Origin of the sequence: Klebsiella quasipneumoniae subsp. quasipneumoniae (assembly GCF_020525925.1) — a bacterium.
In the GTDB taxonomy this organism is placed as follows: domain Bacteria; phylum Pseudomonadota; class Gammaproteobacteria; order Enterobacterales; family Enterobacteriaceae; genus Klebsiella; species Klebsiella quasipneumoniae.
Genome location: NZ_CP084876.1, coordinates 5,297,299 through 5,317,299 on the forward strand (window position 1 = coordinate 5,297,299; position 20,001 = coordinate 5,317,299).

Sequence of the window (20,001 nt, forward strand, 5' to 3'; positions counted from 1 at the left end):
TTACCCCTGTTGCGCTAAAAATTCATCAATCTCTGTGCGCCACGGCACGGAAGGCTGCGCGCCTTTGCGAGTCACGGCAATCGCCGCCGCGGCATGCGCAAAGCGGATCGCCTCCGGCAGGGCAGTCCCTTCCAGCAGCGCGGTCACCAGCGCGCCGTTGAAAGTGTCGCCGGCCGCGATAGTATCAATAGCCTGCACGCGAAACCCTGGGATCCGGCGGCTTTCGCCTTCGGCACTGAGCCAGACGCCGCGACTGCCGAGGGTGATCATCACCGTACCAATGCCTTTGGCATGCAGCACGTCGGCGGCTTTTGCCGCATCCTCGTCACTCTCAACGCGAATCCCCGTCAGCTTTTCCGCTTCGGTTTCGTTGGGGGTAATGATATCCACCAGCGCCAGCAGTTCATCGGACAGTTCACGCGCTGGCGCGGGATTAAGCACCACGGTGGTCTGATGGTGATGGGCGATTTTCGCCGCCGCCAGCACGCTCTCCAGCGGTGATTCGAGCTGCATCAACAACGCCTGCGCGCTGGCGATCCGCTCTTTTTCCGCCTCTACCTGAGCGACGGATAAGGCCGCATTGGCGCCGGCATGAATACCGATGACATTCTCACCTTCGGCGTTAACGAAGATTAACGCCACGCCGGTTGCTTCCCCGGCGACCGCGCGCACAGGCGCCACATCGATTTTATCGCTCGCCAGCTGGCGACGGATGCGTTCACCGATGTCGTCATCGCCGGTGCAGGCGATAAACGCGATATCCGCCCCGCTGCGCCCGGCGGCCACCGCCTGGTTGGCCCCTTTACCACCGAACGCCAGCTGGTAGTGGTTGCCGGTGACGGTTTCACCCGGTGTCGGGAAAGCGTCAAGGTTGAGAATGTGATCGGCATTGATGCTGCCAAGGACGACAAGTTTGCCTGCAGTTTTCATCGTTTCTGTTCCCGGGAAAGCGCGCCACCGGGATCCGGTGGCGCATGCCCTGCTTTTCTTTTTTTATATTGTCCCTCGGACCGTTGCCAGTCCGAATCGCATATTACTGCTTAACGACCAGCTTCAGCTCAACCGGGTAGTTAGCTTCCACTTTTTCGCCCTTCAGTACCTTATCAGCAGTCTCAACGCCTTTCGCGCCGATCTGCTCCGGCAACTGTGCGACGGTCGCCGCCAGTTTGCCACTGTTTACTGCTTTTTCGCCATCCGGAGTGCCGTCAAATCCAACCACCATCACATCGGACTTGCCTGCGGTCTGCAGCGCGCGCAGAGCGCCGAGCGCCATTTCATCATTCTGCGCGAACACCGCCTGGACGTCAGGATGGGCGGTCAGCAGGTTCTGCATCACGTTCAGCCCTTTGGTACGGTCGAAATCGGCCGGCTGGCTGGCCAGAACGTTGAACTTGTGCGCCGCCACGGCCTGTTTGAAGCCTTCGCCGCGCTCACGCGCCGCGGAAGTCCCGGCAATGCCCTGCAGCTCAATGACTTTCGCACTTTCACCCAGCTTTTTCGCAATGTAATCGCCCGCCATTTTTCCGCCCTGCACGTTGTCAGAGGCGATGTGGCTCACGACATCGCCTTTTGTCGCCTGACGGTCGAGGGTGATGACCGGGATTTTCGCCTGGTTCGCCATCTTCACGGCATTGCCGACGGCATCAGAGTCGGTTGGGTTGATCAGCAACAGCTTCGCGCCGCGCACCGTTAAATCCTGTACGTTAGCCAGCTCTTTCGCCGGGTTGTTCTGGGAATCGAGCACCACCAGGTTGTAGCCCAGTTTGTCAGCTTCTTTTTGCGCGCCGTCTTTCAGCGACACGAAGAAGGGATTGTTGAGAGTAGAGATAACCAGAGCGATGGTGTCTTTGGCCATCGCGTTCGCGCTAACGGTCGCACTTAGCGCAACAGCAGAGACCAGGGTCGCCAGTTTTTTCATATTCATAGTTAAGATGTCCTGTAGAGTTCTCAGTTACTGCTTTTTGTTATCTACCAGTACCGCCAGCAAAATCACCACCGCTTTAACGATCATCTGGTAATAGGAAGAAACGCCTAAAAGGTTCAAACCATTATTCAGGAAGCCAAGGATCAGCGCGCCAATCAGCGTGCCGACAATGCGTCCTTTGCCGCCCGCCAGACTGGTGCCGCCGAGCACGACTGCCGCAATGGCGTCCAGCTCATAGCCTGTCCCGGCCGTCGGCTGCGCGGAGGAGAGGCGCGCCACTTCGATAATCCCGGCCAGCGACGCCAGCATCCCGCACAACGCGTAGACGATAATTTTGACTTTATTGACGCTAATCCCGGACAGGCGCGTCGCCGCCTCATTACCGCCAAGGGCGTAGATATAACGACCCAGGCGAGTATGGTGCAGCATGTACCAGGCCGCCAGGAAGACAATCGCCATGATCCATACCGGCGTCGGGATCCCCAGCGGACGCCCGATACCAAACCAGCCGAACAGATCGGCATTATCGCTAAAGCCGGTATTGATCGGGCTGCCGTTGGTGTACACCATGGTCACGCCGCGCAGCAGCAGCATCATCACCAGGGTGGCGATGAAAGCCTGCACGCGGCCTTTCGCCACAATCACCCCGGTGACTGCGCCGATCGCCGCACCTAATGCGAGGGCAGCAGCGACCGCCACCAACGCATTCACTTCAATGCCAACGATCGACGCCGCCACCGCGCCGGTGAGCGCCAACAGGGAACCGACGGACAGGTCGATCCCCGAGGTCAGTATGACCAGCGTCATCCCTACCGCCATAATGGCGTTAACGGAGGTCTGCTGCAGAATATTGAACAGGTTATTGACGGTAAAAAAGTTGGGGCTCATGGTCGATACCACCGCGATCAGCACCAGCAGGGCAATCAGCGATTTTTGCTCCATCAGCCACGCTTTCGTGAAATAACGGCGACCAGAAACAGCCTGGGTTGTCATCTTTCTTACTCCTGATTCACACGGTTAAGCTTGCCCACAGCGGCAGCCATCAATACTTCCTGGGTGGCCTGCTCGCGTGTGAATTCACCGCCGAGATGCCCTTCATGCATCACTATGATGCGATCGCTCATGCCCAACACTTCCGGCATCTCGGAGGAGACCAGAATGATGCTCAGGCCATCGGCTTTGAACTGATTGATAAGCTGGTAGATCTCTTTCTTCGCCCCAACGTCGACGCCACGGGTCGGCTCATCGAGGATCAGGACCTTCGGCCGGGTCATCAGCCCGCGGGCGATGGCGACCTTTTGCTGGTTGCCGCCGGAGAGCAGGCCGATCGCCTGCTCCATGGACGGCGTTTTCACGTTAAACAGCCGGATGAAATCACTGACCGCCTGCTGTTCATCTTTATGCTTGAGACTCCCCCCCGTCCGGCTGAAGTAGCGCAGGGCGGTCAGGGACATGTTTTCTTTTACCGACATCCCGAGCACTAAGCCGTCACGCTTACGGTCTTCGGAGATATAGACAATGCCGTTCGCCAGACCATCCTGCGGCGAACGGGTCACCACTTCGTGACCGTCGAGCGTCACGGAGCCGCTGCTGCGCGGCAGCGCGCCATACAACACTTTCATCAGCTCGGTCCGCCCGGCGCCCATCAGCCCGGCGACGCCGAGGATTTCCCCCTGGCGCAGGGTAAAGGTCACGTTTTCCACGCCCGGGCCGCAGAGATTACCGACTTTCAGGCGCACCGCGCCCGGCGCCTTAGCCAGATGCGGATACTGATCTTCCAGCTTCCGGCCAACCATCATTTCAATCAGACGGTCTTCATCCAGCGAGGAGACCTCGCGTTCGGCAATAAACTGCCCGTCGCGGAACACGGTCACGTCATCGCAAATCTCGAAGATCTCTTTCATGCGGTGGGAGATGTAGACGATGCCGCGCCCCTGCGATTTCAGTTCGCGGATCACACGGAACAGCGATTCGGTTTCGGTATCGGTCAGCGCGTCGGTCGGTTCATCCATAATGATGACCATCGACTCGAAGCTCAGCACTTTGGCGATCTCCACCATTTGCTGATCGCCAATCGACAGATCGCCCACCAGCTTCTGGCTGGTAAAACGGAGATTCAGCTTCGCCAGCAGCTTGTCGGCTTCGGCATACATCCGCTTCCAGTCGATTTTGCCAAAGCGGTTAACGAATTCGCGGCCGAGGAAGATGTTCTCGGCGATCGTCAACTGCGGGATCAGGTTCAGCTCCTGATGGATAATGCCGATCCCGGCTTCCTGGGAAGATTTTGGGCCGCTAAAGGTGGTCTCTTTGCCCAACCACAATAAAGCGCCAGCATCACGGGTATAGATCCCGGTCAGCACTTTCATCATGGTGGATTTACCGGCGCCGTTCTCACCCACCAGCGCCATCACCCGGCCAGGGTAGACATTCAGCGAGGCGCCGGAGAGCGCCTTGACGCCAGGGAACGCTTTATCGATCCCTTTCAGTTGCAATAAGGCTTCCATGACGGCGATCTCAGAAGGTGACGCCGGCACAGAGAATGATATTCGCAAACGGGGAACACTCCCCGCTGCGAATTACCGCCTGACTGTCTGCGGTTTGTTTTTTGAACTGCTCATGACTGGTGTAACGAATTTCAATGGTGTTTCCCTGGTGCTGCTGCAGCTGCTCAAGATGGTTGAGCAACGTCGCGTGGAGCTGCGGATTATGCGTCTTAATTTCCTCCGCGATGACAGCCGCTTCAACCTGCATTTCCGTCGTCACCACTTCCAGAACCTGCATAAATGAAGGTACGCCCTGGGTCAACGCCATATCGATGCGCGCGCTGCTGCGGGGAACCGGTAATCCGGCATCGCAGACCACCAGCGTATCGGTGTGGCCCAGGCGGGAGATAACCGCGGAAATATCAGCGTTAAGTACGGTGCCTTTTTTCATTTTTTCTCTTTTGCTCCACTAGCGAAACGTTTCGCTAAAATAATTATTATCAATGCGTGAGCAGAAAACCATCACCAGAAGAGAGAAATGTGATCGCTATCGAAACGTTTCGCGAGACAGCGACAGGAGATGACAGCCGGAGTGAGAAACAAAAAGCCCTTCGCAATGGAAGGGCTTTTTTGACATCAGATTTCGACCTGAGTACCGAGCTCGATAACCCGGTTTGGCGGGATTTCAAACTGATCCGGCGCGCGCAGGGCGTTACGCTGCAGCAGCAGATAAAGCTTGCCGCGCAGGCGCAGATACCACGGTCGTTTGCCGATAATCAGCGACTCATGGGACATAAAGAACGAGGTCTCCATCATCCGGCAGCTGAGTCCTTCCAGGCCACAGCGATGGAACACCTCTTCGACATTTGGCGTTTCCCGCCAGCCGTAGCTGGCCACCACCCGCCAGAACGAGGGCGAAAGCTGCTCAATCTGCACCCGGCGAACGTTATGCACGTAAGGCGCGTCTTCGGTGCGCAGGGTCAGGAGGATCACTCGCTCATGCAGCACCTTGTTGTGCTTCAGGTTATGCAGCAGGGCAAACGGGATCACGTTCAGGGCGCGGGACATATACACCGCAGTACCCGGCACGCGCACCGGCGGCGATTTCTCCAGCGAAGAGATCATCGCCTCCAGCGAGTTGCCGTGCTCGTGCATTCGACGCAGCAGGCGGAAACGCTCGCTCTTCCAGGTGGTCATCACCGTAAACATCACCAGACCCAGCGACAACGGCAGCCAGCCGCCGGAGACAATCTTATCGAGGTTCGCCGAGAACAGCGGAACATCAATGCACAGGAAGGCCACCAGCATCAGCCCAACGAACAGTTTATTCCAGTGCCAGTTTTTGCGCGCCACCGTTGCCGACAGGATGGAGGTCAGCACCATGGTCCCCGTGACCGCGATACCGTACGCCGCCGCCAGGTTAGACGAATGTTCGAAGCTGACGATGACGATCACTACCGAGACATACAGCAGCCAGTTAATGAACGGGATATAGATCTGGCCGGACTCCATTTCCGAGGTGTGGATGATGCGCATCGGCGACAGATAGCCCAGACGCACCGCCTGACGGGTTAAGGAGAAGACCCCGGAGATCACCGCCTGCGAGGCGATAACCGTCGCCAGTGTGGCGATAATCAGCATCGGGATCAGCGCCCACTCCGGCGCCAGCAGGAAGAACGGGTTTTTAATCGCTTCCGGATGCTTAAGCAGCAATGCCCCCTGGCCAAAATAGTTCAGCACCAGCGAAGGCAGCACGACGGAGAACCAGGCGACACGGATCGGCAGTTTGCCGAAGTGCCCCATATCGGCGTACAGCGCTTCCACCCCGGTAATCGACAGCACCACCGCGCCAAGCGCAATAAAGGAAACCGTTTTGTACTGCAGGAAGAAGTGCACCGCCCAGTAGGGGTTTAGCGCCTGCAGAACTTCCGGGTTAGCGTAAATGCTTCGCGCGCCAAGCACCGCCAGCAGCAAGAACCAGATCAGCATAATCGGCGCAAACAGCTTGCCGACCATCCCGGTCCCGTGCTTCTGGATCATAAACAGCAGGGTAAGCACGATAATGGAGATCGGCACAATCCAGCTATCGAGTTGCGGAGCGATAATTTCTAACCCCTCTATCGCCGACATCACCGAAATCGCCGGGGTAATCACCACTTCGCCATAGAAGAAACTGCCGCCGATCAGGCCGAGGATCACCAGCACAGAGGTCATCCGCGCCGAGGTATTGCGTCCGGCCAGCGACATCAGCGTTAAGATCCCGCCTTCCCCGGCGTTATCCGCCCGCATCACGAAGGTGATGTATTTTATCGATACGGTAAAGATTAACAGCCAGAAAATCAGCGACAAAAAGCCAAAAACGGCATCGCGCTCAACGCCAAAGCCAAACTGACCTGACAGGCATTCACGCAGGGTATACAGTGGACTGGTACCGATATCACCGTACACCACGCCGATGGCCGCCAGCGTTAACGCCGGCAACGATTGTTTATTATCAGTGCTCATAGACTAGTCTTTTCGTTTATAAAACAAATGTGTGCCTAGTCCCTTGGCCCACAAAAAGCGCACAGTATGCACGATTATTTGTGAAATCGTACCCCTAACAGACACCATATTAACCTGGCTCAAAAAAAATAAATCGATTCTTCAGGCTATTACCGCCCCTGCTCTAACATCTATACTCGTCCCAATAACGATACATGACAAAGCACGCAACTCAATTATGGCTCAAACACATTTACTGGCTGAAAGAATTTCCCGACTCAGCGCGGCACTCGAAAAAGGACTCTTTGAACGCAGCCACGCGATACGCCTGTGCCTGCTGGCGGCGCTCAGCGGCGAGAGCGTATTTTTGCTCGGTCCGCCGGGGATCGCCAAAAGCCTGATTGCCCGCCGCCTCAAGTTCGCCTTCCAGCAGGCGCGCGCTTTTGAATACCTGATGACCCGCTTTTCCACCCCGGAAGAGGTTTTTGGCCCGCTGTCCATTCAGGCGCTGAAAGATGAAGGCCGCTACGAGCGTTTAACCGCCGGTTACCTGCCGGAAGCAGAAATCGTGTTCCTCGATGAAATATGGAAAGCGGGGCCGGCTATCCTCAACACCCTGCTGACGGCGATTAACGAACGTCACTTCCGCAACGGCGCTCACGAAGAGAAAATCCCGATGCGCCTGCTGGTGGCCGCCTCGAACGAACTGCCCGAAGCCGACAGCAGCCTGGAAGCGCTGTATGACCGAATGCTGATCCGTCTGTGGCTCGATAAAGTACAGGATAAAGGTAATTTCCGTTCGATGCTGGTCAGCCAGCAGGATGAAAACAGCAATCCGGTGCCCAGCGCGCTGCAGGTTAGCGATGAAGAGTTTACGCAATGGCAGCAGCAGATCGGCAATATCAAACTGCCGGACGCGGTGTTTGAGCTGATATTCCAGCTGCGCCAGCAGCTGGATGCCCTGCCAAACGCGCCATACGTTTCGGATCGCCGCTGGAAAAAGGCTATTCGCCTGCTGCAGGCCAGCGCCTTCTTCAGCGGCCGCGACAGCATCGCGCCGATAGATCTTATCCTGCTGAAAGATTGTCTGTGGCACAACGTCGAGAGCATGAACCTGATGTCGCAGCAGTTGGAAACGCTGATGACCTGCCACGCCTGGCAGCAGCAGGCGATGCTGACGCGGCTCGGGGCGATTGTGCAGCGACGCATTCAGATCCAACAGCAGCAAAGTGACAAAACGGCGCTAAAGGTCACCCGCCTTGGCGGCATGTTTAGCCGCAAGCCGCACTATGAGCTGCCGGCGGAGATCCAGGGGACCAGCCTGACCCTGCTGCTGCAGCAGCCGCTCAAACTCCACGATATGGAAGTGATCCACATTACTTTTGAGCGCGAGGCGTTAGCCAGTTGGCTGGAAAAGGGCGGCGAAATCCGCGGCAAGCTCAACGGGATCGGCTTTGCCCAACTGCTCAATATGGATGTCGATACCAGCCAGCATCTGGTTGTTCGCGACGTCAGCCTGCAGGGCTCACGCCTCTCGCTGCCCGGCAGCGCGTCGCAGGAAAACATGCCGGCGGAAATTCGCCAGCAGCTGGAGGCGCTGGACGATGAGTGGCACCAGCAACATAACCGCTTCAGCGAGCAGCAGAAGTGCCTGTTTATCCCGGTCGAGTGGCTGGGAAGAATCGAAGCCAGCCTGCAGGACGTCGGCGCGCAGATTAATCAGGCGAAGCAGCCATGACGCTCGATATGCTGAATGTCATGCTGGCAGTCAGCGAAGAGGGAATGATCGAGGAGATGCTGCTGGCGCTGCTGGCCTCTCCGCAGCTGGCGGTTTTCTTTGAGAAATTTCCCCGCCTGAAAAACATCATCGCGGCGGATATTCCGCGCTGGCGGGAAGCCGTTCGCGCCCGCTTAAAAGAGGTTAACGTCCCGCCGGATCTGGACGCCGAGGTGCAAACCTATCAGCAGGCTCAGCTGCTCTCTACCTCGCAGTTTATCGTCCAGCTGCCGCAGATCCTCGGCAAGCTACACCAGCTCCAGTCCCCTTTTGCCGCCCAGGCGCAGAAGCTGGTGGACGACAATGCGACCTTTACCCCGGCGCTGCATACGCTGTTTTTACAGCGCTGGCGCCTGAGCCTGGTGGTGCAAGCCACCAGCCTTAACCAGCAGCTGCTGGATGAGGAGCGCGATCAGTTGCTCAGCGAGGTCCAGGAACGAATGACGCTCAGCGGTCAGCTCGATCCGGTGCTGGCTGAGAATGACACCGCCGCCGGACGCCTGTGGGATATGAGCGCCGGCGAACTCAAACGTGGCGACTATCAGCTGATCGTGCGCTATGGCGATTTTCTTAACCAGCAGCCGGAGCTACTGCAGCTGGCGGAACAGCTGGGGCGCTCACGGGAAGCGAAATCCGTGCCGAAGAAAGACGCGCCGATGGAGACCTTCCGTAGCCTGGTGCGCGAGCCAGCGACGGTGCCGGAACAGGTCGACGGCCTCCAGCAGAGCGATGACATTCTGCGCCTGCTGCCGCCGGAGCTGGCGACGCTCGGCATCACGGAGCTGGAGTTTGAATTTTATCGCAAGCTGGTGGAGAAACAGCTCCTGACTTACCGGCTGCACGGCGACGCCTGGCGCGAAAAAATCACCGAACGCCCGGTGACGCGGCAGGATTTTGATGAACAGCCGCGCGGGCCCTTTATTGTCTGCGTCGATACGTCAGGATCGATGGGCGGTTTTAACGAGCAGTGCGCCAAAGCCTTTTGTCTGGCCCTGATGCGCGTCGCGCTAGCGGATAACCGCCGCTGCTTTATTATGCTGTTCTCCAGCGAAGTGGTGCACTACGAACTGACCTGCGAGGGCGGCCTGGAGCAGGCGATCCGCTTTCTGAGCCAGCGCTTTCGCGGCGGCACCGATCTGGCCAGCTGTTTTCGCGCCATTATTGAACGTCTGCAAAACCCGCAGTGGGTGGATGCGGATGCCGTGGTGATCTCCGACTTTATTGCCCAGCGGTTGCCGGATGAGGTGATTGCTCAGGTGGGGGAGTTACAGCGAAAGCATCAGCACCGTTTTCACGCGGTGGCGATGTCGGTACACGGCAAACCCGGCATCATGCGCATCTTCGATCATATCTGGCGCTTTGATACCGGGTTGCGTAGCCGCCTGCTGCGACGCTGGCGGCGCTAATCGTTACAGCAGCGCGGAAACGCTTTCGCGAACCTGTGCCGGCCATACGCCGCACTGCACCTGGCCGATATGGTCGAGCTGCAGCAACAGCATCGTCAGCCGAGACTGGCCAATGCCGCCGCCGATAGTCTGCGGCATCTCGCCGCGCAGCAGCGCCTGGTGCCACTCCAGTTTCAGGCGATCTTCATCGCCGGTCAGCGCCAGCTGGCGTTTCAGCGCCGCGGCGTCAACGCGGATCCCCATTGAGGAGATCTCGAACGCATCTTCCAGCACGGGGTTCCACACCAGGATATCGCCGTTCAGTCCGGCAAAGCCTTCAGAAACCTCAGTGCTCCAGTCATCATAGTCCGGCGCACGTACATCATGGCGCTTGCCATCAGAGAGTTTGCCGCCGATGCCGATTAAGAAGACGGCGCCCAGCTCTTTAGCAATCGCTCGCTCGCGGCCCTTGGCATCAAGATCCGGATAGCGACTCAGCAGCGCCTGGCTGTGAACAAAGTGGATCTGTTCCGGCAGGAACGGCGTCAGGCCAAATTCCTGGCTGACCGCCAGCTCGGTGGCTTTGATCCCGGCGTAAATCGCTTCGACGGTCGCCTTCAGCGTGCCGACGTGGCGCTCTTCATCCCCCATCACCCGCTCCCAGTCCCACTGGTCGACATAGACGGAATGGATCGGCGTCAGACGGTCTTCATCGGGGCGAAGGGCCTTCATGTGCGTGTACAGCCCTTCGCCCGCGCTGAAGTCGTGTTGTCCCAGGGTTTGACGCTTCCACTTCGCCAGCGAATGCACCACTTCGAACTGGGCGTCGGGCAGTGTTTTCACTTTCACCTGAACCGCTTTCTCACAGCCGGACAAGTTATCCTGCGTCCCATCGCCCACGCGGCTTAAGATTGGCGCCTGGACTTCAATCAGGCCAAGCTTCTCTTCCAGCTGACGGGAAAAGTGGGATTTAACGAAACTGATCTGGCGTTGTTTTGCGATATATGCGGTTTTCATTTTTATGACTCCTGCGTCCTGTTGCCATTGATTAAGCAACAAAAAAGGCCACCAATACAATAATCAATCAATAAAAAGGCTCATCAACTTTTAATTCATCAAAATATGGCGCTAAAATAGTAAGAACCCTCAAACTTCATAAGAAAAAGATATGGAAAATTATCAGATCGACAATCTGGACCGCGGCATTCTCGATGCGCTAATGGCCAACGCCCGTACCGCCTATGCCGAACTGGCCAAACAGTTCAGCGTCAGCCCCGGCACTATTCATGTACGCGTCGAAAAGATGAAACAGGCGGGCATCATTACCGGCGCGCGCATTGACGTCAGCCCCAAACAGCTGGGCTACGACGTCGGCTGCTTCATCGGCATTATTCTCAAGAGCGCCAAAGACTATCCCTCCGCCCTCGCCCGCCTGGAAAGCCTGGAGGAGGTCACCGAGGCTTACTACACCACCGGCCACTACAGCATCTTTATTAAGGTGATGTGTAAATCCATCGATGCCCTGCAGCAGGTACTTATCAACAAGATCCAAACAATTGATGAAATTCAGTCCACCGAGACCCTGATCGTGCTGCAGAACCCGATCATGCGCACCATTAAGCCCTGATCGTTTTTTTTAATCCCACATTTTTCCACAGGTAGATCCCAGCTCGCTCACAGCGTACAATACGCCACTCTGAACAGTTGAGCGGGCGATCGGCGATCTATGGCAGACATTACACTTATCAGCGGCAGCACCCTGGGCAGTGCGGAATACGTAGCGGAGCATCTGGCGGAAAAGCTGGAAGAAGCAGGCTACAGCACTGAAATCCAGCACGGCCCGCTGGTGGACGATCTGCAGGCGCAGGGGATCTGGTTAGTTATCTCTTCCACCCATGGCGCCGGCGACATTCCCGACAACCTGGTTCCCTTCTATGACGCGCTGCTGGCGCAGCAGGCCGATCTTTCCGCCGTGCGCTTTGGCGCCATCGGGATCGGCAGCCGCGAATACGACACTTTTTGCGGCGCGATCGATAAATTAGAAGCGGCGCTGAAGGCCTGCGGGGCAAAACAGATCGGCGAGACCCTGAAGATCAACGTGCTGGAACATGAAATTCCCGAGGATCCGGCGGAAATTTGGCTGGGATCCTGGAAAAATTTGCTCTGAGAATTGTAAAGATCGTCCGTTCTTCTGTGGATAACCATGCTTAAAAGCTTGGATCAACCGGTAGTTATCCAAAGAATAACCGCAGTACGGTTTTTGAGCTGTGTATAACCCTTCATTCTGATCCCAGCTTATACGGACCAGGATCACCGATCATTCACAGATAGTGATCCTTCTTAAGCTTTTGATCTTACTTCGCGGATCCGACTTATCCACAAAGAGAGTCGATCCTAATAAGAGATCACAATAGAACAGATCTCTATATAAAGATCTTCTTTTTAATACTCAGGATCCCGGAGTCTTTCTCAAAAGACCAAAGCCGAGTAGAATCCACGGCCCGGGCTTCAATCCATTTTCAAACCGCGTTATGCGAGGCAGACCACCATGTTTTATCAGGATCCTTTTGACGTCATTATCATTGGCGGGGGTCATGCAGGCACTGAGGCCGCAATGGCCGCAGCGCGTATGGGTCAACAGACCCTGCTTTTGACACACAATATCGACACGCTGGGGCAGATGAGCTGCAACCCGGCGATTGGCGGCATTGGGAAAGGACACCTGGTAAAAGAAGTGGACGCGCTCGGCGGCCTGATGGGCAAAGCGATCGATCAGGCAGGCATCCAGTTTAGGATACTAAACGCCAGCAAAGGCCCCGCGGTGCGCGCCACTCGCGCCCAGGCTGACCGCGTGCTGTACCGTCAGGCGGTACGCACTGCGCTGGAGAACCAGCCGAATTTGATGATCTTCCAGCAGGCAGTGGAAGATCTGATTGTCGAAAACGATCGCGTCGTAGGCGCAGTCACCCAGATGGGCCTCAAATTCCGTGCCAAAGCGGTGGTGCTGACCGTCGGAACCTTCCTTGACGGCAAAATCCATATTGGTCTGGATAACTACAGCGGCGGACGCGCCGGCGATCCGCCGTCGATCCCGCTGTCTCGTCGTCTGCGTGAACTGCCGCTGCGCGTAAGCCGACTGAAAACCGGGACCCCGCCGCGCATTGACGCGCGCACCATCGATTTCAGCGTGTTGGCTCAACAGCATGGCGATAACCCGATGCCGGTCTTCTCGTTTATGGGATCTGCCGATCAGCATCCGCGTCAGGTGCCGTGCTACATCACCCACACTAACGAGAAAACCCATGACGTGATCCGCAATAACCTCGATCGCAGCCCCATGTACGCTGGGGTGATCGAAGGGATCGGTCCACGCTACTGCCCGTCGATCGAAGACAAAGTCATGCGCTTTGCCGATCGCAACCAGCATCAGATCTTCCTCGAACCGGAAGGCCTGACCTCAAACGAAATTTATCCGAACGGCATCTCCACCAGCCTGCCGTTCGATGTGCAAATGCAAATCGTCCGCTCCATGCAGGGGATGGAAAATGCGCGGATCGTCCGTCCTGGCTACGCTATTGAGTACGACTTCTTCGACCCGCGCGATCTGAAACCGACGCTCGAGAGCAAATTCATTCAGGGTCTGTTCTTCGCCGGTCAGATCAACGGCACTACCGGTTATGAAGAAGCGGCGGCTCAGGGTCTGCTGGCCGGTCTTAACGCTGCTCGCTTCTCGGCGGAAAAAGAGGGCTGGGCGCCGCGTCGCGATCAGGCCTACCTCGGCGTGCTGGTGGATGACCTGTGTACTCTGGGTACCAAAGAACCGTACCGCATGTTTACCTCTCGTGCTGAATATCGTCTGATGCTGCGCGAAGACAACGCCGACCTGCGTCTGACTGAGCAGGGGCGTGAGCTGGGTCTGGTGGATGATGAACGCTGGGCGCGTTACAACGAGAAGCTGGAAAGCATTGAGCGCGAACGCCAGCGCCTGAAATCGACCTGGGTGAACCCGCAGGCTGAGAGCGCTACCGAAGTGAACGCTCACCTGACCGCGCCGCTGTCGCGCGAAGCCAGCGGTGAAGATCTGCTGCGTCGCCCGGAAATGACCTACGAGCAGCTGGTTCAGCTCTCGCCGTTCGCGCCGGGGCTGGAAGATCGGCAGGCGGCTGAGCAGGTTGAGATCCAGGTGAAGTATGAAGGCTATATCGCGCGCCAGCAGGATGAGATCGAGAAACAGCAGCGCAACGAGAATACCTTGTTACCGGCGACACTCGACTACCGTCAGGTCACCGGACTGTCTAATGAAGTGATCGCTAAACTAAACGACCATAAACCGTCGTCGATAGGGCAGGCGTCACGTATTTCCGGGATCACCCCGGCGGCGATCTCTATTTTGCTGGTTTGGTTGAAAAAGCAGGGGATGCTGCGTCGCAGCGCCTGATTGCGGCAGCCTGCCGCGCTGATTTCCCACTTGCATAATCAGCTTTCGCCTTTATTATTCCTGGCCCGGTAAGCGTTAGCGCCTCCGGGCTCATTATTTTTTGAAGGTACTTACCGTGCTCAACAAACTTTCTCGTCTGCTGGATGAAGCGGGTATTTCGCTCACCGATCACCAGAAAAATCAGCTGGTGGCTTACGTCGGGCTGCTCGATAAGTGGAACAAAGCCTATAACCTGACCTCCGTTCGCGATCCAAATGAGATGCTGGTGCGTCATATCCTCGACAGCATCATCGTCGCGCCTTATCTGCAGGGCTCGCGCTTTATCGATGTCGGTACGGGACCGGGGCTGCCGGGGATCCCGTTGGCTATCGTGCGCCCGGAGTCGCATTTCACCCTGCTGGACAGCCTTGGCAAACGCGTGCGCTTCCTGCGTCAGGTGCAGCATGAACTGAAGCTGGATAACGTCACGCCGGTGCAGAGCCGCGTGGAAGCTTTCCCGGCCGAGCCGCCGTTTGATGGCGTGATAAGCCGCGCCTTCGCGTCGCTTAATGATATGGTGAGCTGGTGCCATCATTTGCCGGCCGCGAACGGTCACTTCTATGCGCTCAAAGGGTTAGCGCAAAAAGACGAAATGGAAAACCTGCCGGAAGGGTATGCCATAGCCGAGGTCATTGAGCTGCATGTTCCTCAGCTGGAAGGGGAGCGGCACCTGGTGGTGATTACGCCAAAATCGAGTTAATTTTTATCAAAAAATGTGGAAAAAATGTGGCCCATGAATGTTACAAAAATAAAGGTCACCTTCCGTTCTTATCGGGCTGCATTTAACCATGTTTTTACTATGGTTTTTCTTGCGGTTAACTTAGCGTAACTGATTCACTGACAAAATAGTCAACTTTGAAAATATCAGGGTGCTAAAAATCGACAACGATAAACAGCATAGCGATGTTAAATTTTTATTATAAATGTCAATAAAAGGTTTTTATTGTATGTGGGGTTGTTTTAGATAATGTCCTCACTTTTTATCTTGAATATCAAAAACATGAAAAATAGTGTTTTATGTCCTTGATTCATTAAAGGGCGCTCGAAATGTTTATTATGTGATCTAATGCACGCTTTAATTGCCGTGTTTCCACGTTATTTGCAGTTTTGTATGACCGCTCACAGAACGCTGAAATGCACGGAAAGTTGTCCGTTGGAAAATAATTAAACATTTATTCACTATTTTGCTACTTATTGTTTGAAATCACGGGGCGTCACCGTATAATTTGTCCGCTTTTTGATGCTTGACTCTTCGTCTTAAAGGACGTTTTATACGACACGCGACATACCTCAAAGGGAGCAGGAGTAAAAACGTGATGTCAGTGTCGCTCTTGAGTCGAAACGTTGCTCGCAAGCTTCTGTTTATTCAGTTACTGGCAGTAATGGCAAGTGGACTGCTGTTTAGCCTCAAAGACCCCTTCTGGGGCATTTCCGCGGTATGCGGCGGTTTGGCAGTGGTTTTGCCAAACCTGATGTTTATGATTTTTGCCTGGCGTCATCAGGCGCATACACCAGCAAAAGGCCGTGTGGCCTGGACCTTCGCCTTCGGTGAAGCCTTCAAGGTGTTGCTGACCTTCGCCCTCCTGGCGGTGGCGCTGGCCGTTTTAAAAGTGGTATTTTTGCCACTGATCGTGACGTGGGTTTTGGTGCTGGTGGTACAAGTTCTGGCGCCAGCTGTAATCAACAACAAAGGGTAAAAGGCATCATGGCTTCAGAAAATATGACGCCGCAGGAATACATAGGTCACCATCTGAACAACCTTCAGATTGATCTGCGTACTTTCTCGCTGGTGGATCCGCACAACCCCCCGGCCACCTTCTGGACGCTCAACATTGACTCCATGTTCTTCTCGGTGGTTCTCGGTCTGCTGTTCCTGGCCATGTTCCGTAGCGTTGCTAAGAAAGCGACCAGCGGCGTACCAGGGAAATTCCAGACCTTCATCGAAATGATCATCGGCTTCGTCCATGGCAGCGTCAAAGACATGTACCATGGCAAGAGCAAGGTTATCGCGCCGCTGGCGCTGACCGTGTTCGTCTGGGTCTTCCTGATGAACCTGATGGACCTGCTGCCAATCGACCTGCTTCCTTATATCGGCGAACACATTTTCGGCCTGCCTGCACTGCGCGTGGTTCCGTCTGCTGACGTGAACATCACCCTGTCGATGGCGCTTGGCGTGTTCATCCTGATTATTTTCTACAGCATCAAAATGAAAGGCGTAGGTGGGTTCGTTAAAGAACTGACCATGCAGCCGTTCAATCACTGGGCGTTCATTCCTGTCAACTTAATCCTTGAAGGGGTAAGCCTGCTGTCCAAACCGGTCTCTCTCGGTCTGCGACTGTTCGGCAACATGTATGCCGGTGAGCTGATTTTCATTCTGATTGCTGGTCTGTTGCCGTGGTGGTCACAGTGGGTTCTGAATGTGCCTTGGGCCATTTTCCACATCCTGATTATTACGCTGCAAGCCTTCATCTTCATGGTTCTGACGATTGTCTATCTGTCGATGGCGTCTGAAGAGCATTGATTTTTACCAACACTACTACGTTTTAACTGAAACAAACTGGAGACTGTCATGGAAAACCTGAATATGGATCTGCTGTACATGGCTGCCGCTGTGATGATGGGTCTGGCGGCAATCGGTGCTGCGATCGGTATCGGCATCCTCGGAGGTAAATTCCTGGAAGGCGCAGCGCGTCAGCCGGATCTGATCCCTCTGCTGCGTACTCAGTTCTTTATCGTTATGGGTCTGGTGGATGCTATCCCGATGATCGCTGTAGGTCTGGGTCTGTACGTGATGTTCGCCGTCGCGTAGTAAGTTGTTAGAAACCTAAGCCACAGAGTTAATTAAAGAGGTATTGTGCTGTGAACATGAACGCAACAATCCTCGGCCAGGCCATCGCGTTTGTTATCTTCGTATGGTTCTGCATGAAGTACGTATGGCCGCCTTTAATGGCTGCCATCGAAAAACGCCAGAAAGAGATTTCTGACGGTTTAGCTTCTGCAGAACGCGCTAAGAAAGATTTGGACCTTGCACAGGCCAACGCGACCGACCAGCTGAAAAAAGCGAAAGCGGAAGCCCAGGTAATCATTGAGCAGGCGAACAAGCGCCGCTCTCAGATTCTGGACGAAGCTAAAGCTGAAGCAGAACAGGAACGCACCAAAATCGTTGCACAAGCGCAGGCTGAAATTGATGCTGAGCGTAAACGTGCACGCGAGGAGCTGCGTAAGCAGGTCGCTATCCTGGCTGTTGCTGGCGCCGAGAAGATCATCGAACGTTCCGTGGATGAAGCTGCTAACAGCGACATCGTGGATAAACTTGTCGCTGAACTGTAAGGAGGGAGGGGCTGATGTCTGAATTTGTAACGGTAGCTCGCCCCTACGCCAAAGCAGCTTTTGACTTTGCCGTCGAACACAACAGTGTTGAACGCTGGCAGGATATGCTGGCGTTTGCCGCCGAAGTGACCAAAAACGACCAAATGGCAGAGCTTCTCTCCGGTGCTTTGGCGCCGGAAACGCTCTCAGAAGCGTTTATCGCTATCTGCGGCGAGCAACTTGACGAAAACGGCCAGAACCTGATTAAGGTGATGGCGGAAAATAATCGTCTGAAGGTGCTCCCGGACGTTCTTGAGCAATTCATTCACCTGCGCGCGGCCAGTGAGGCCATCGCAGAGGTAGAAGTCATATCTGCCAACCAACTGAGTGATGAACAGCTTGCCAGGATCGTCAGCGCGATGGAAAAACGTCTGTCACGCAAAGTTAAGCTGAATTGCAAAATCGATAAGTCTGTTATGGCAGGTATTATCATCCGTGCGGGTGATATGGTCATTGATGGCAGCGTACGCGGCCGTCTTGATCGCCTTGCAGACGTCTTGCAGTCTTAAGGGGACTGGAGCATGCAACTGAATTCCACCGAAATCAGCGAACTGATCAAGCAGCGCATTGCTCAGTTCAATGTTGTGAGCGAAGCTCATAACGAAGGTACTATTGTTTCTGTAAGTGACGGTGTTATCCGCATCCACGGCCTTGCCGAATGTATGCAGGGTGAGATGATCTCCCTGCCGGGTAACCGTTACGCTATCGCACTGAACCTGGAGCGCGACTCCGTTGGTGCGGTGGTGATGGGTCCGTACGCTGACCTCGCCGAAGGCATGAAGGTGAAATGTACTGGCCGTATCCTGGAAGTTCCGGTTGGCCGTGGCCTGCTGGGCCGCGTGGTTAACACCCTGGGCGCGCCAATTGATGGTAAAGGTCCGCTGGAAAACGACGGTTTCTCCGCCGTTGAAGCGATCGCGCCGGGCGTAATCGAACGTCAGTCCGTCGATCAGCCGGTACAGACCGGTTATAAATCCGTTGACGCCATGATCCCAATCGGTCGTGGTCAGCGTGAACTGATCATCGGCGACCGTCAGACCGGTAAAACTGCGCTGGCTATCGATGCCATCATCAACCAGCGTGATTCCGGCATCAAGTGCGTCTATGTTGCTATCGGCCAGAAAGCGTCCACCATCTCTAACGTGGTGCGTAAACTGGAAGAGCACGGCGCGCTGGCTAACACCATCGTGGTGGTAGCGACTGCATCCGAATCTGCTGCACTGCAATACCTGGCGCCATACGCGGGTTGCGCAATGGGCGAATACTTCCGCGACCGCGGTGAAGATGCGCTGATCGTTTACGATGACCTGTCTAAACAGGCTGTTGCTTATCGTCAGATCTCCCTGCTGCTCCGTCGTCCGCCAGGACGTGAAGCGTTCCCGGGCGACGTATTCTACCTCCACTCTCGTCTGCTGGAGCGTGCTGCGCGTGTTAACGCCGAATACGTTGAAGCCTTCACCAAAGGTGAAGTGAAAGGGAAAACCGGTTCTCTGACCGCGCTGCCGATTATCGAAACCCAGGCGGGTGACGTTTCCGCGTTCGTTCCGACCAACGTAATCTCCATTACCGATGGTCAGATCTTCCTGGAAACCAACCTGTTCAACGCCGGTATTCGTCCTGCGGTTAACCCGGGTATCTCGGTATCCCGTGTGGGTGGTGCAGCGCAGACCAAGATCATGAAGAAACTGTCCGGTGGTATCCGTACCGCGCTGGCGCAGTATCGTGAACTGGCGGCGTTCTCCCAGTTTGCATCCGACCTTGACGATGCAACCCGCAAACAGCTGGACCACGGTCAGAAAGTGACCGAACTGCTGAAACAGAAACAGTATGCGCCGATGTCCGTCGCGCAGCAGTCTCTGGTTCTGTTCGCAGCAGAACGTGGTTATCTGGCTGATGTAGAACTGGCGAAAATCGGTAGCTTCGAAGCCGCTCTGCTGGCTTACGTCGACCGTGATCACGCTCCGCTGATGCAAGAGATTAACCAGTCCGGTGGCTATAACGACGAAATCGAAGGCAAGCTGAAAGGCATCCTCGATTCCTTCAAAGCAACCCAGTCCTGGTAACGTCTGGCGGTCTGTCTTAGGGCAGGCCGCAAGGCATTG

19 protein-coding genes are annotated in these 20,001 nt (G+C 55.6%); 12 read left to right on the forward strand and 7 right to left on the reverse strand.

The genetic code is table 11. From position 1 onward, the window contains the following. From rbsK to kup, 6 genes are all read right to left on the reverse strand, one after another. Nucleotides 1-930 (reverse strand): ribokinase, encoded by a 930-nt coding sequence (rbsK, locus tag LGM20_RS25330; protein ID WP_023291484.1) that lies wholly within the window; start codon nt 928-930, stop codon nt 1-3. A gap of 103 nt (nt 931-1,033) precedes the next feature. Continuing rightward, nucleotides 1,034-1,924 carry a ribose ABC transporter substrate-binding protein RbsB gene (rbsB, locus tag LGM20_RS25335; RefSeq protein WP_004202323.1) on the reverse strand — a complete coding sequence of 297 codons (891 nt, stop codon included), beginning with the start codon at nt 1,922-1,924 and terminating at the stop codon, nt 1,034-1,036. Nucleotides 1,925-1,951: 27 nt separating this feature from the next. Next, nucleotides 1,952-2,917, reverse strand: coding sequence for a ribose ABC transporter permease (rbsC, locus tag LGM20_RS25340; RefSeq protein WP_004202322.1), 966 nt, complete (start codon nt 2,915-2,917; stop codon nt 1,952-1,954). 5 nt (nt 2,918-2,922) lie between these two features. Continuing rightward, entirely contained in the window at nt 2,923-4,428 is a 1,506-nt protein-coding gene (gene rbsA, locus LGM20_RS25345; RefSeq protein WP_044525113.1) for a ribose ABC transporter ATP-binding protein RbsA, read from the reverse strand. 10 nt (nt 4,429-4,438) lie between these two features. Further along, nucleotides 4,439-4,858, reverse strand: a complete 420-nt coding sequence (rbsD, locus tag LGM20_RS25350) for a D-ribose pyranase (RefSeq protein WP_004202320.1) — start codon at nt 4,856-4,858, stop codon at nt 4,439-4,441. Nucleotides 4,859-5,043: 185 nt separating this feature from the next. Beyond that, a complete protein-coding gene (gene kup, locus LGM20_RS25355) occupies nt 5,044-6,912 on the reverse strand; it encodes a low affinity potassium transporter Kup (RefSeq protein WP_004202319.1) in 1,869 nt (622 codons plus the stop codon). A gap of 217 nt (nt 6,913-7,129) precedes the next feature. Between kup and ravA the strand changes: the two genes are divergently transcribed. Continuing rightward, a complete protein-coding gene (gene ravA / locus LGM20_RS25360; RefSeq protein WP_044525112.1) occupies nt 7,130-8,629 on the forward strand; it encodes an ATPase RavA in 1,500 nt (499 codons plus the stop codon). Beyond that, complete coding sequence (viaA, locus tag LGM20_RS25365) at nt 8,626-10,074, forward strand: ATPase RavA stimulator ViaA (protein ID WP_032454444.1); 1,449 nt, start codon at nt 8,626-8,628, stop codon at nt 10,072-10,074. Before ravA ends, viaA begins: the two co-directional genes overlap by 4 nt. A gap of 3 nt (nt 10,075-10,077) precedes the next feature. On the opposite strand, the gene asnA is transcribed toward viaA, so the two are convergent. Further along, entirely contained in the window at nt 10,078-11,070 is a 993-nt protein-coding gene (gene asnA, locus LGM20_RS25370; RefSeq protein WP_023291478.1) for an aspartate--ammonia ligase, read from the reverse strand. 151 nt (nt 11,071-11,221) lie between these two features. Here asnA and asnC point away from each other — a divergent pair, with 151 nt between their 5' ends. From asnC to atpA, 10 genes are all read left to right on the forward strand, one after another. Further along, on the forward strand, nt 11,222-11,680 hold the full coding sequence (asnC, locus tag LGM20_RS25375; RefSeq protein ID WP_002882510.1) for a transcriptional regulator AsnC: 459 nt from the start codon (nt 11,222-11,224) through the stop codon (nt 11,678-11,680). 99 nt (nt 11,681-11,779) lie between these two features. Continuing rightward, nucleotides 11,780-12,220, forward strand: coding sequence for an FMN-binding protein MioC (gene mioC / locus LGM20_RS25380; protein ID WP_017899651.1), 441 nt, complete (start codon nt 11,780-11,782; stop codon nt 12,218-12,220). Between the two features lie 381 nt (nt 12,221-12,601). Beyond that, a complete protein-coding gene (gene mnmG / locus LGM20_RS25385; RefSeq protein WP_044525111.1) occupies nt 12,602-14,491 on the forward strand; it encodes a tRNA uridine-5-carboxymethylaminomethyl(34) synthesis enzyme MnmG in 1,890 nt (629 codons plus the stop codon). 115 nt (nt 14,492-14,606) lie between these two features. Continuing rightward, nucleotides 14,607-15,230 (forward strand): 16S rRNA (guanine(527)-N(7))-methyltransferase RsmG, encoded by a 624-nt coding sequence (rsmG, locus tag LGM20_RS25390; protein WP_044525110.1) that lies wholly within the window; start codon nt 14,607-14,609, stop codon nt 15,228-15,230. Nucleotides 15,231-15,846: 616 nt separating this feature from the next. Next, nucleotides 15,847-16,227 (forward strand): F0F1 ATP synthase subunit I, encoded by a 381-nt coding sequence (gene atpI / locus LGM20_RS25395; protein ID WP_004202310.1) that lies wholly within the window; start codon nt 15,847-15,849, stop codon nt 16,225-16,227. Nucleotides 16,228-16,235: 8 nt separating this feature from the next. Then, nucleotides 16,236-17,051, forward strand: coding sequence for a F0F1 ATP synthase subunit A (gene atpB, locus LGM20_RS25400; RefSeq protein WP_023291475.1), 816 nt, complete (start codon nt 16,236-16,238; stop codon nt 17,049-17,051). Nucleotides 17,052-17,099: 48 nt separating this feature from the next. Beyond that, complete coding sequence (atpE, locus tag LGM20_RS25405) at nt 17,100-17,339, forward strand: F0F1 ATP synthase subunit C (protein WP_000429386.1); 240 nt, start codon at nt 17,100-17,102, stop codon at nt 17,337-17,339. Nucleotides 17,340-17,389: 50 nt separating this feature from the next. Next, nucleotides 17,390-17,860: a F0F1 ATP synthase subunit B gene (atpF, locus tag LGM20_RS25410; protein ID WP_004107293.1), complete on the forward strand. Its 471-nt coding sequence runs from the start codon at nt 17,390-17,392 to the stop codon at nt 17,858-17,860. A gap of 14 nt (nt 17,861-17,874) precedes the next feature. Next, nucleotides 17,875-18,408 carry a F0F1 ATP synthase subunit delta gene (atpH, locus tag LGM20_RS25415; protein WP_004202307.1) on the forward strand — a complete coding sequence of 178 codons (534 nt, stop codon included), beginning with the start codon at nt 17,875-17,877 and terminating at the stop codon, nt 18,406-18,408. Nucleotides 18,409-18,420: 12 nt separating this feature from the next. Next, nucleotides 18,421-19,962, forward strand: a complete 1,542-nt coding sequence (atpA, locus tag LGM20_RS25420; RefSeq protein WP_004144995.1) for a F0F1 ATP synthase subunit alpha — start codon at nt 18,421-18,423, stop codon at nt 19,960-19,962. Nucleotides 19,963-20,001 lie beyond the last annotated feature (39 nt).

Bases quoted from the DNA above. Each gene is read 5' to 3' on its own strand.
- atpE (WP_000429386.1), top strand. From the start codon at position 17,100: ATGGAAAACCTGAATATGGATCTGCTGTACATGGCTGCCGCTGTGATG.
- rbsD (WP_004202320.1), bottom strand. From the start codon at position 4,858: ATGAAAAAAGGCACCGTACTTAACGCTGATATTTCCGCGGTTATCTCC.
- mnmG (WP_044525111.1), top strand. From the start codon at position 12,602: ATGTTTTATCAGGATCCTTTTGACGTCATTATCATTGGCGGGGGTCAT.
- atpB (WP_023291475.1), top strand. From the start codon at position 16,236: ATGGCTTCAGAAAATATGACGCCGCAGGAATACATAGGTCACCATCTG.
- atpA (WP_004144995.1), top strand. From the start codon at position 18,421: ATGCAACTGAATTCCACCGAAATCAGCGAACTGATCAAGCAGCGCATT.
- atpI (WP_004202310.1), top strand. From the start codon at position 15,847: ATGTCAGTGTCGCTCTTGAGTCGAAACGTTGCTCGCAAGCTTCTGTTT.
- ravA (WP_044525112.1), top strand. From the start codon at position 7,130: ATGGCTCAAACACATTTACTGGCTGAAAGAATTTCCCGACTCAGCGCG.
- rbsA (WP_044525113.1), bottom strand. From the start codon at position 4,428: ATGGAAGCCTTATTGCAACTGAAAGGGATCGATAAAGCGTTCCCTGGC.
- kup (WP_004202319.1), bottom strand. From the start codon at position 6,912: ATGAGCACTGATAATAAACAATCGTTGCCGGCGTTAACGCTGGCGGCC.
- rbsC (WP_004202322.1), bottom strand. From the start codon at position 2,917: ATGACAACCCAGGCTGTTTCTGGTCGCCGTTATTTCACGAAAGCGTGG.
- viaA (WP_032454444.1), top strand. From the start codon at position 8,626: ATGACGCTCGATATGCTGAATGTCATGCTGGCAGTCAGCGAAGAGGGA.
- asnC (WP_002882510.1), top strand. From the start codon at position 11,222: ATGGAAAATTATCAGATCGACAATCTGGACCGCGGCATTCTCGATGCG.
- atpH (WP_004202307.1), top strand. From the start codon at position 17,875: ATGTCTGAATTTGTAACGGTAGCTCGCCCCTACGCCAAAGCAGCTTTT.
- mioC (WP_017899651.1), top strand. From the start codon at position 11,780: ATGGCAGACATTACACTTATCAGCGGCAGCACCCTGGGCAGTGCGGAA.
- rbsB (WP_004202323.1), bottom strand. From the start codon at position 1,924: ATGAATATGAAAAAACTGGCGACCCTGGTCTCTGCTGTTGCGCTAAGT.
- asnA (WP_023291478.1), bottom strand. From the start codon at position 11,070: ATGAAAACCGCATATATCGCAAAACAACGCCAGATCAGTTTCGTTAAA.
- rbsK (WP_023291484.1), bottom strand. From the start codon at position 930: ATGAAAACTGCAGGCAAACTTGTCGTCCTTGGCAGCATCAATGCCGAT.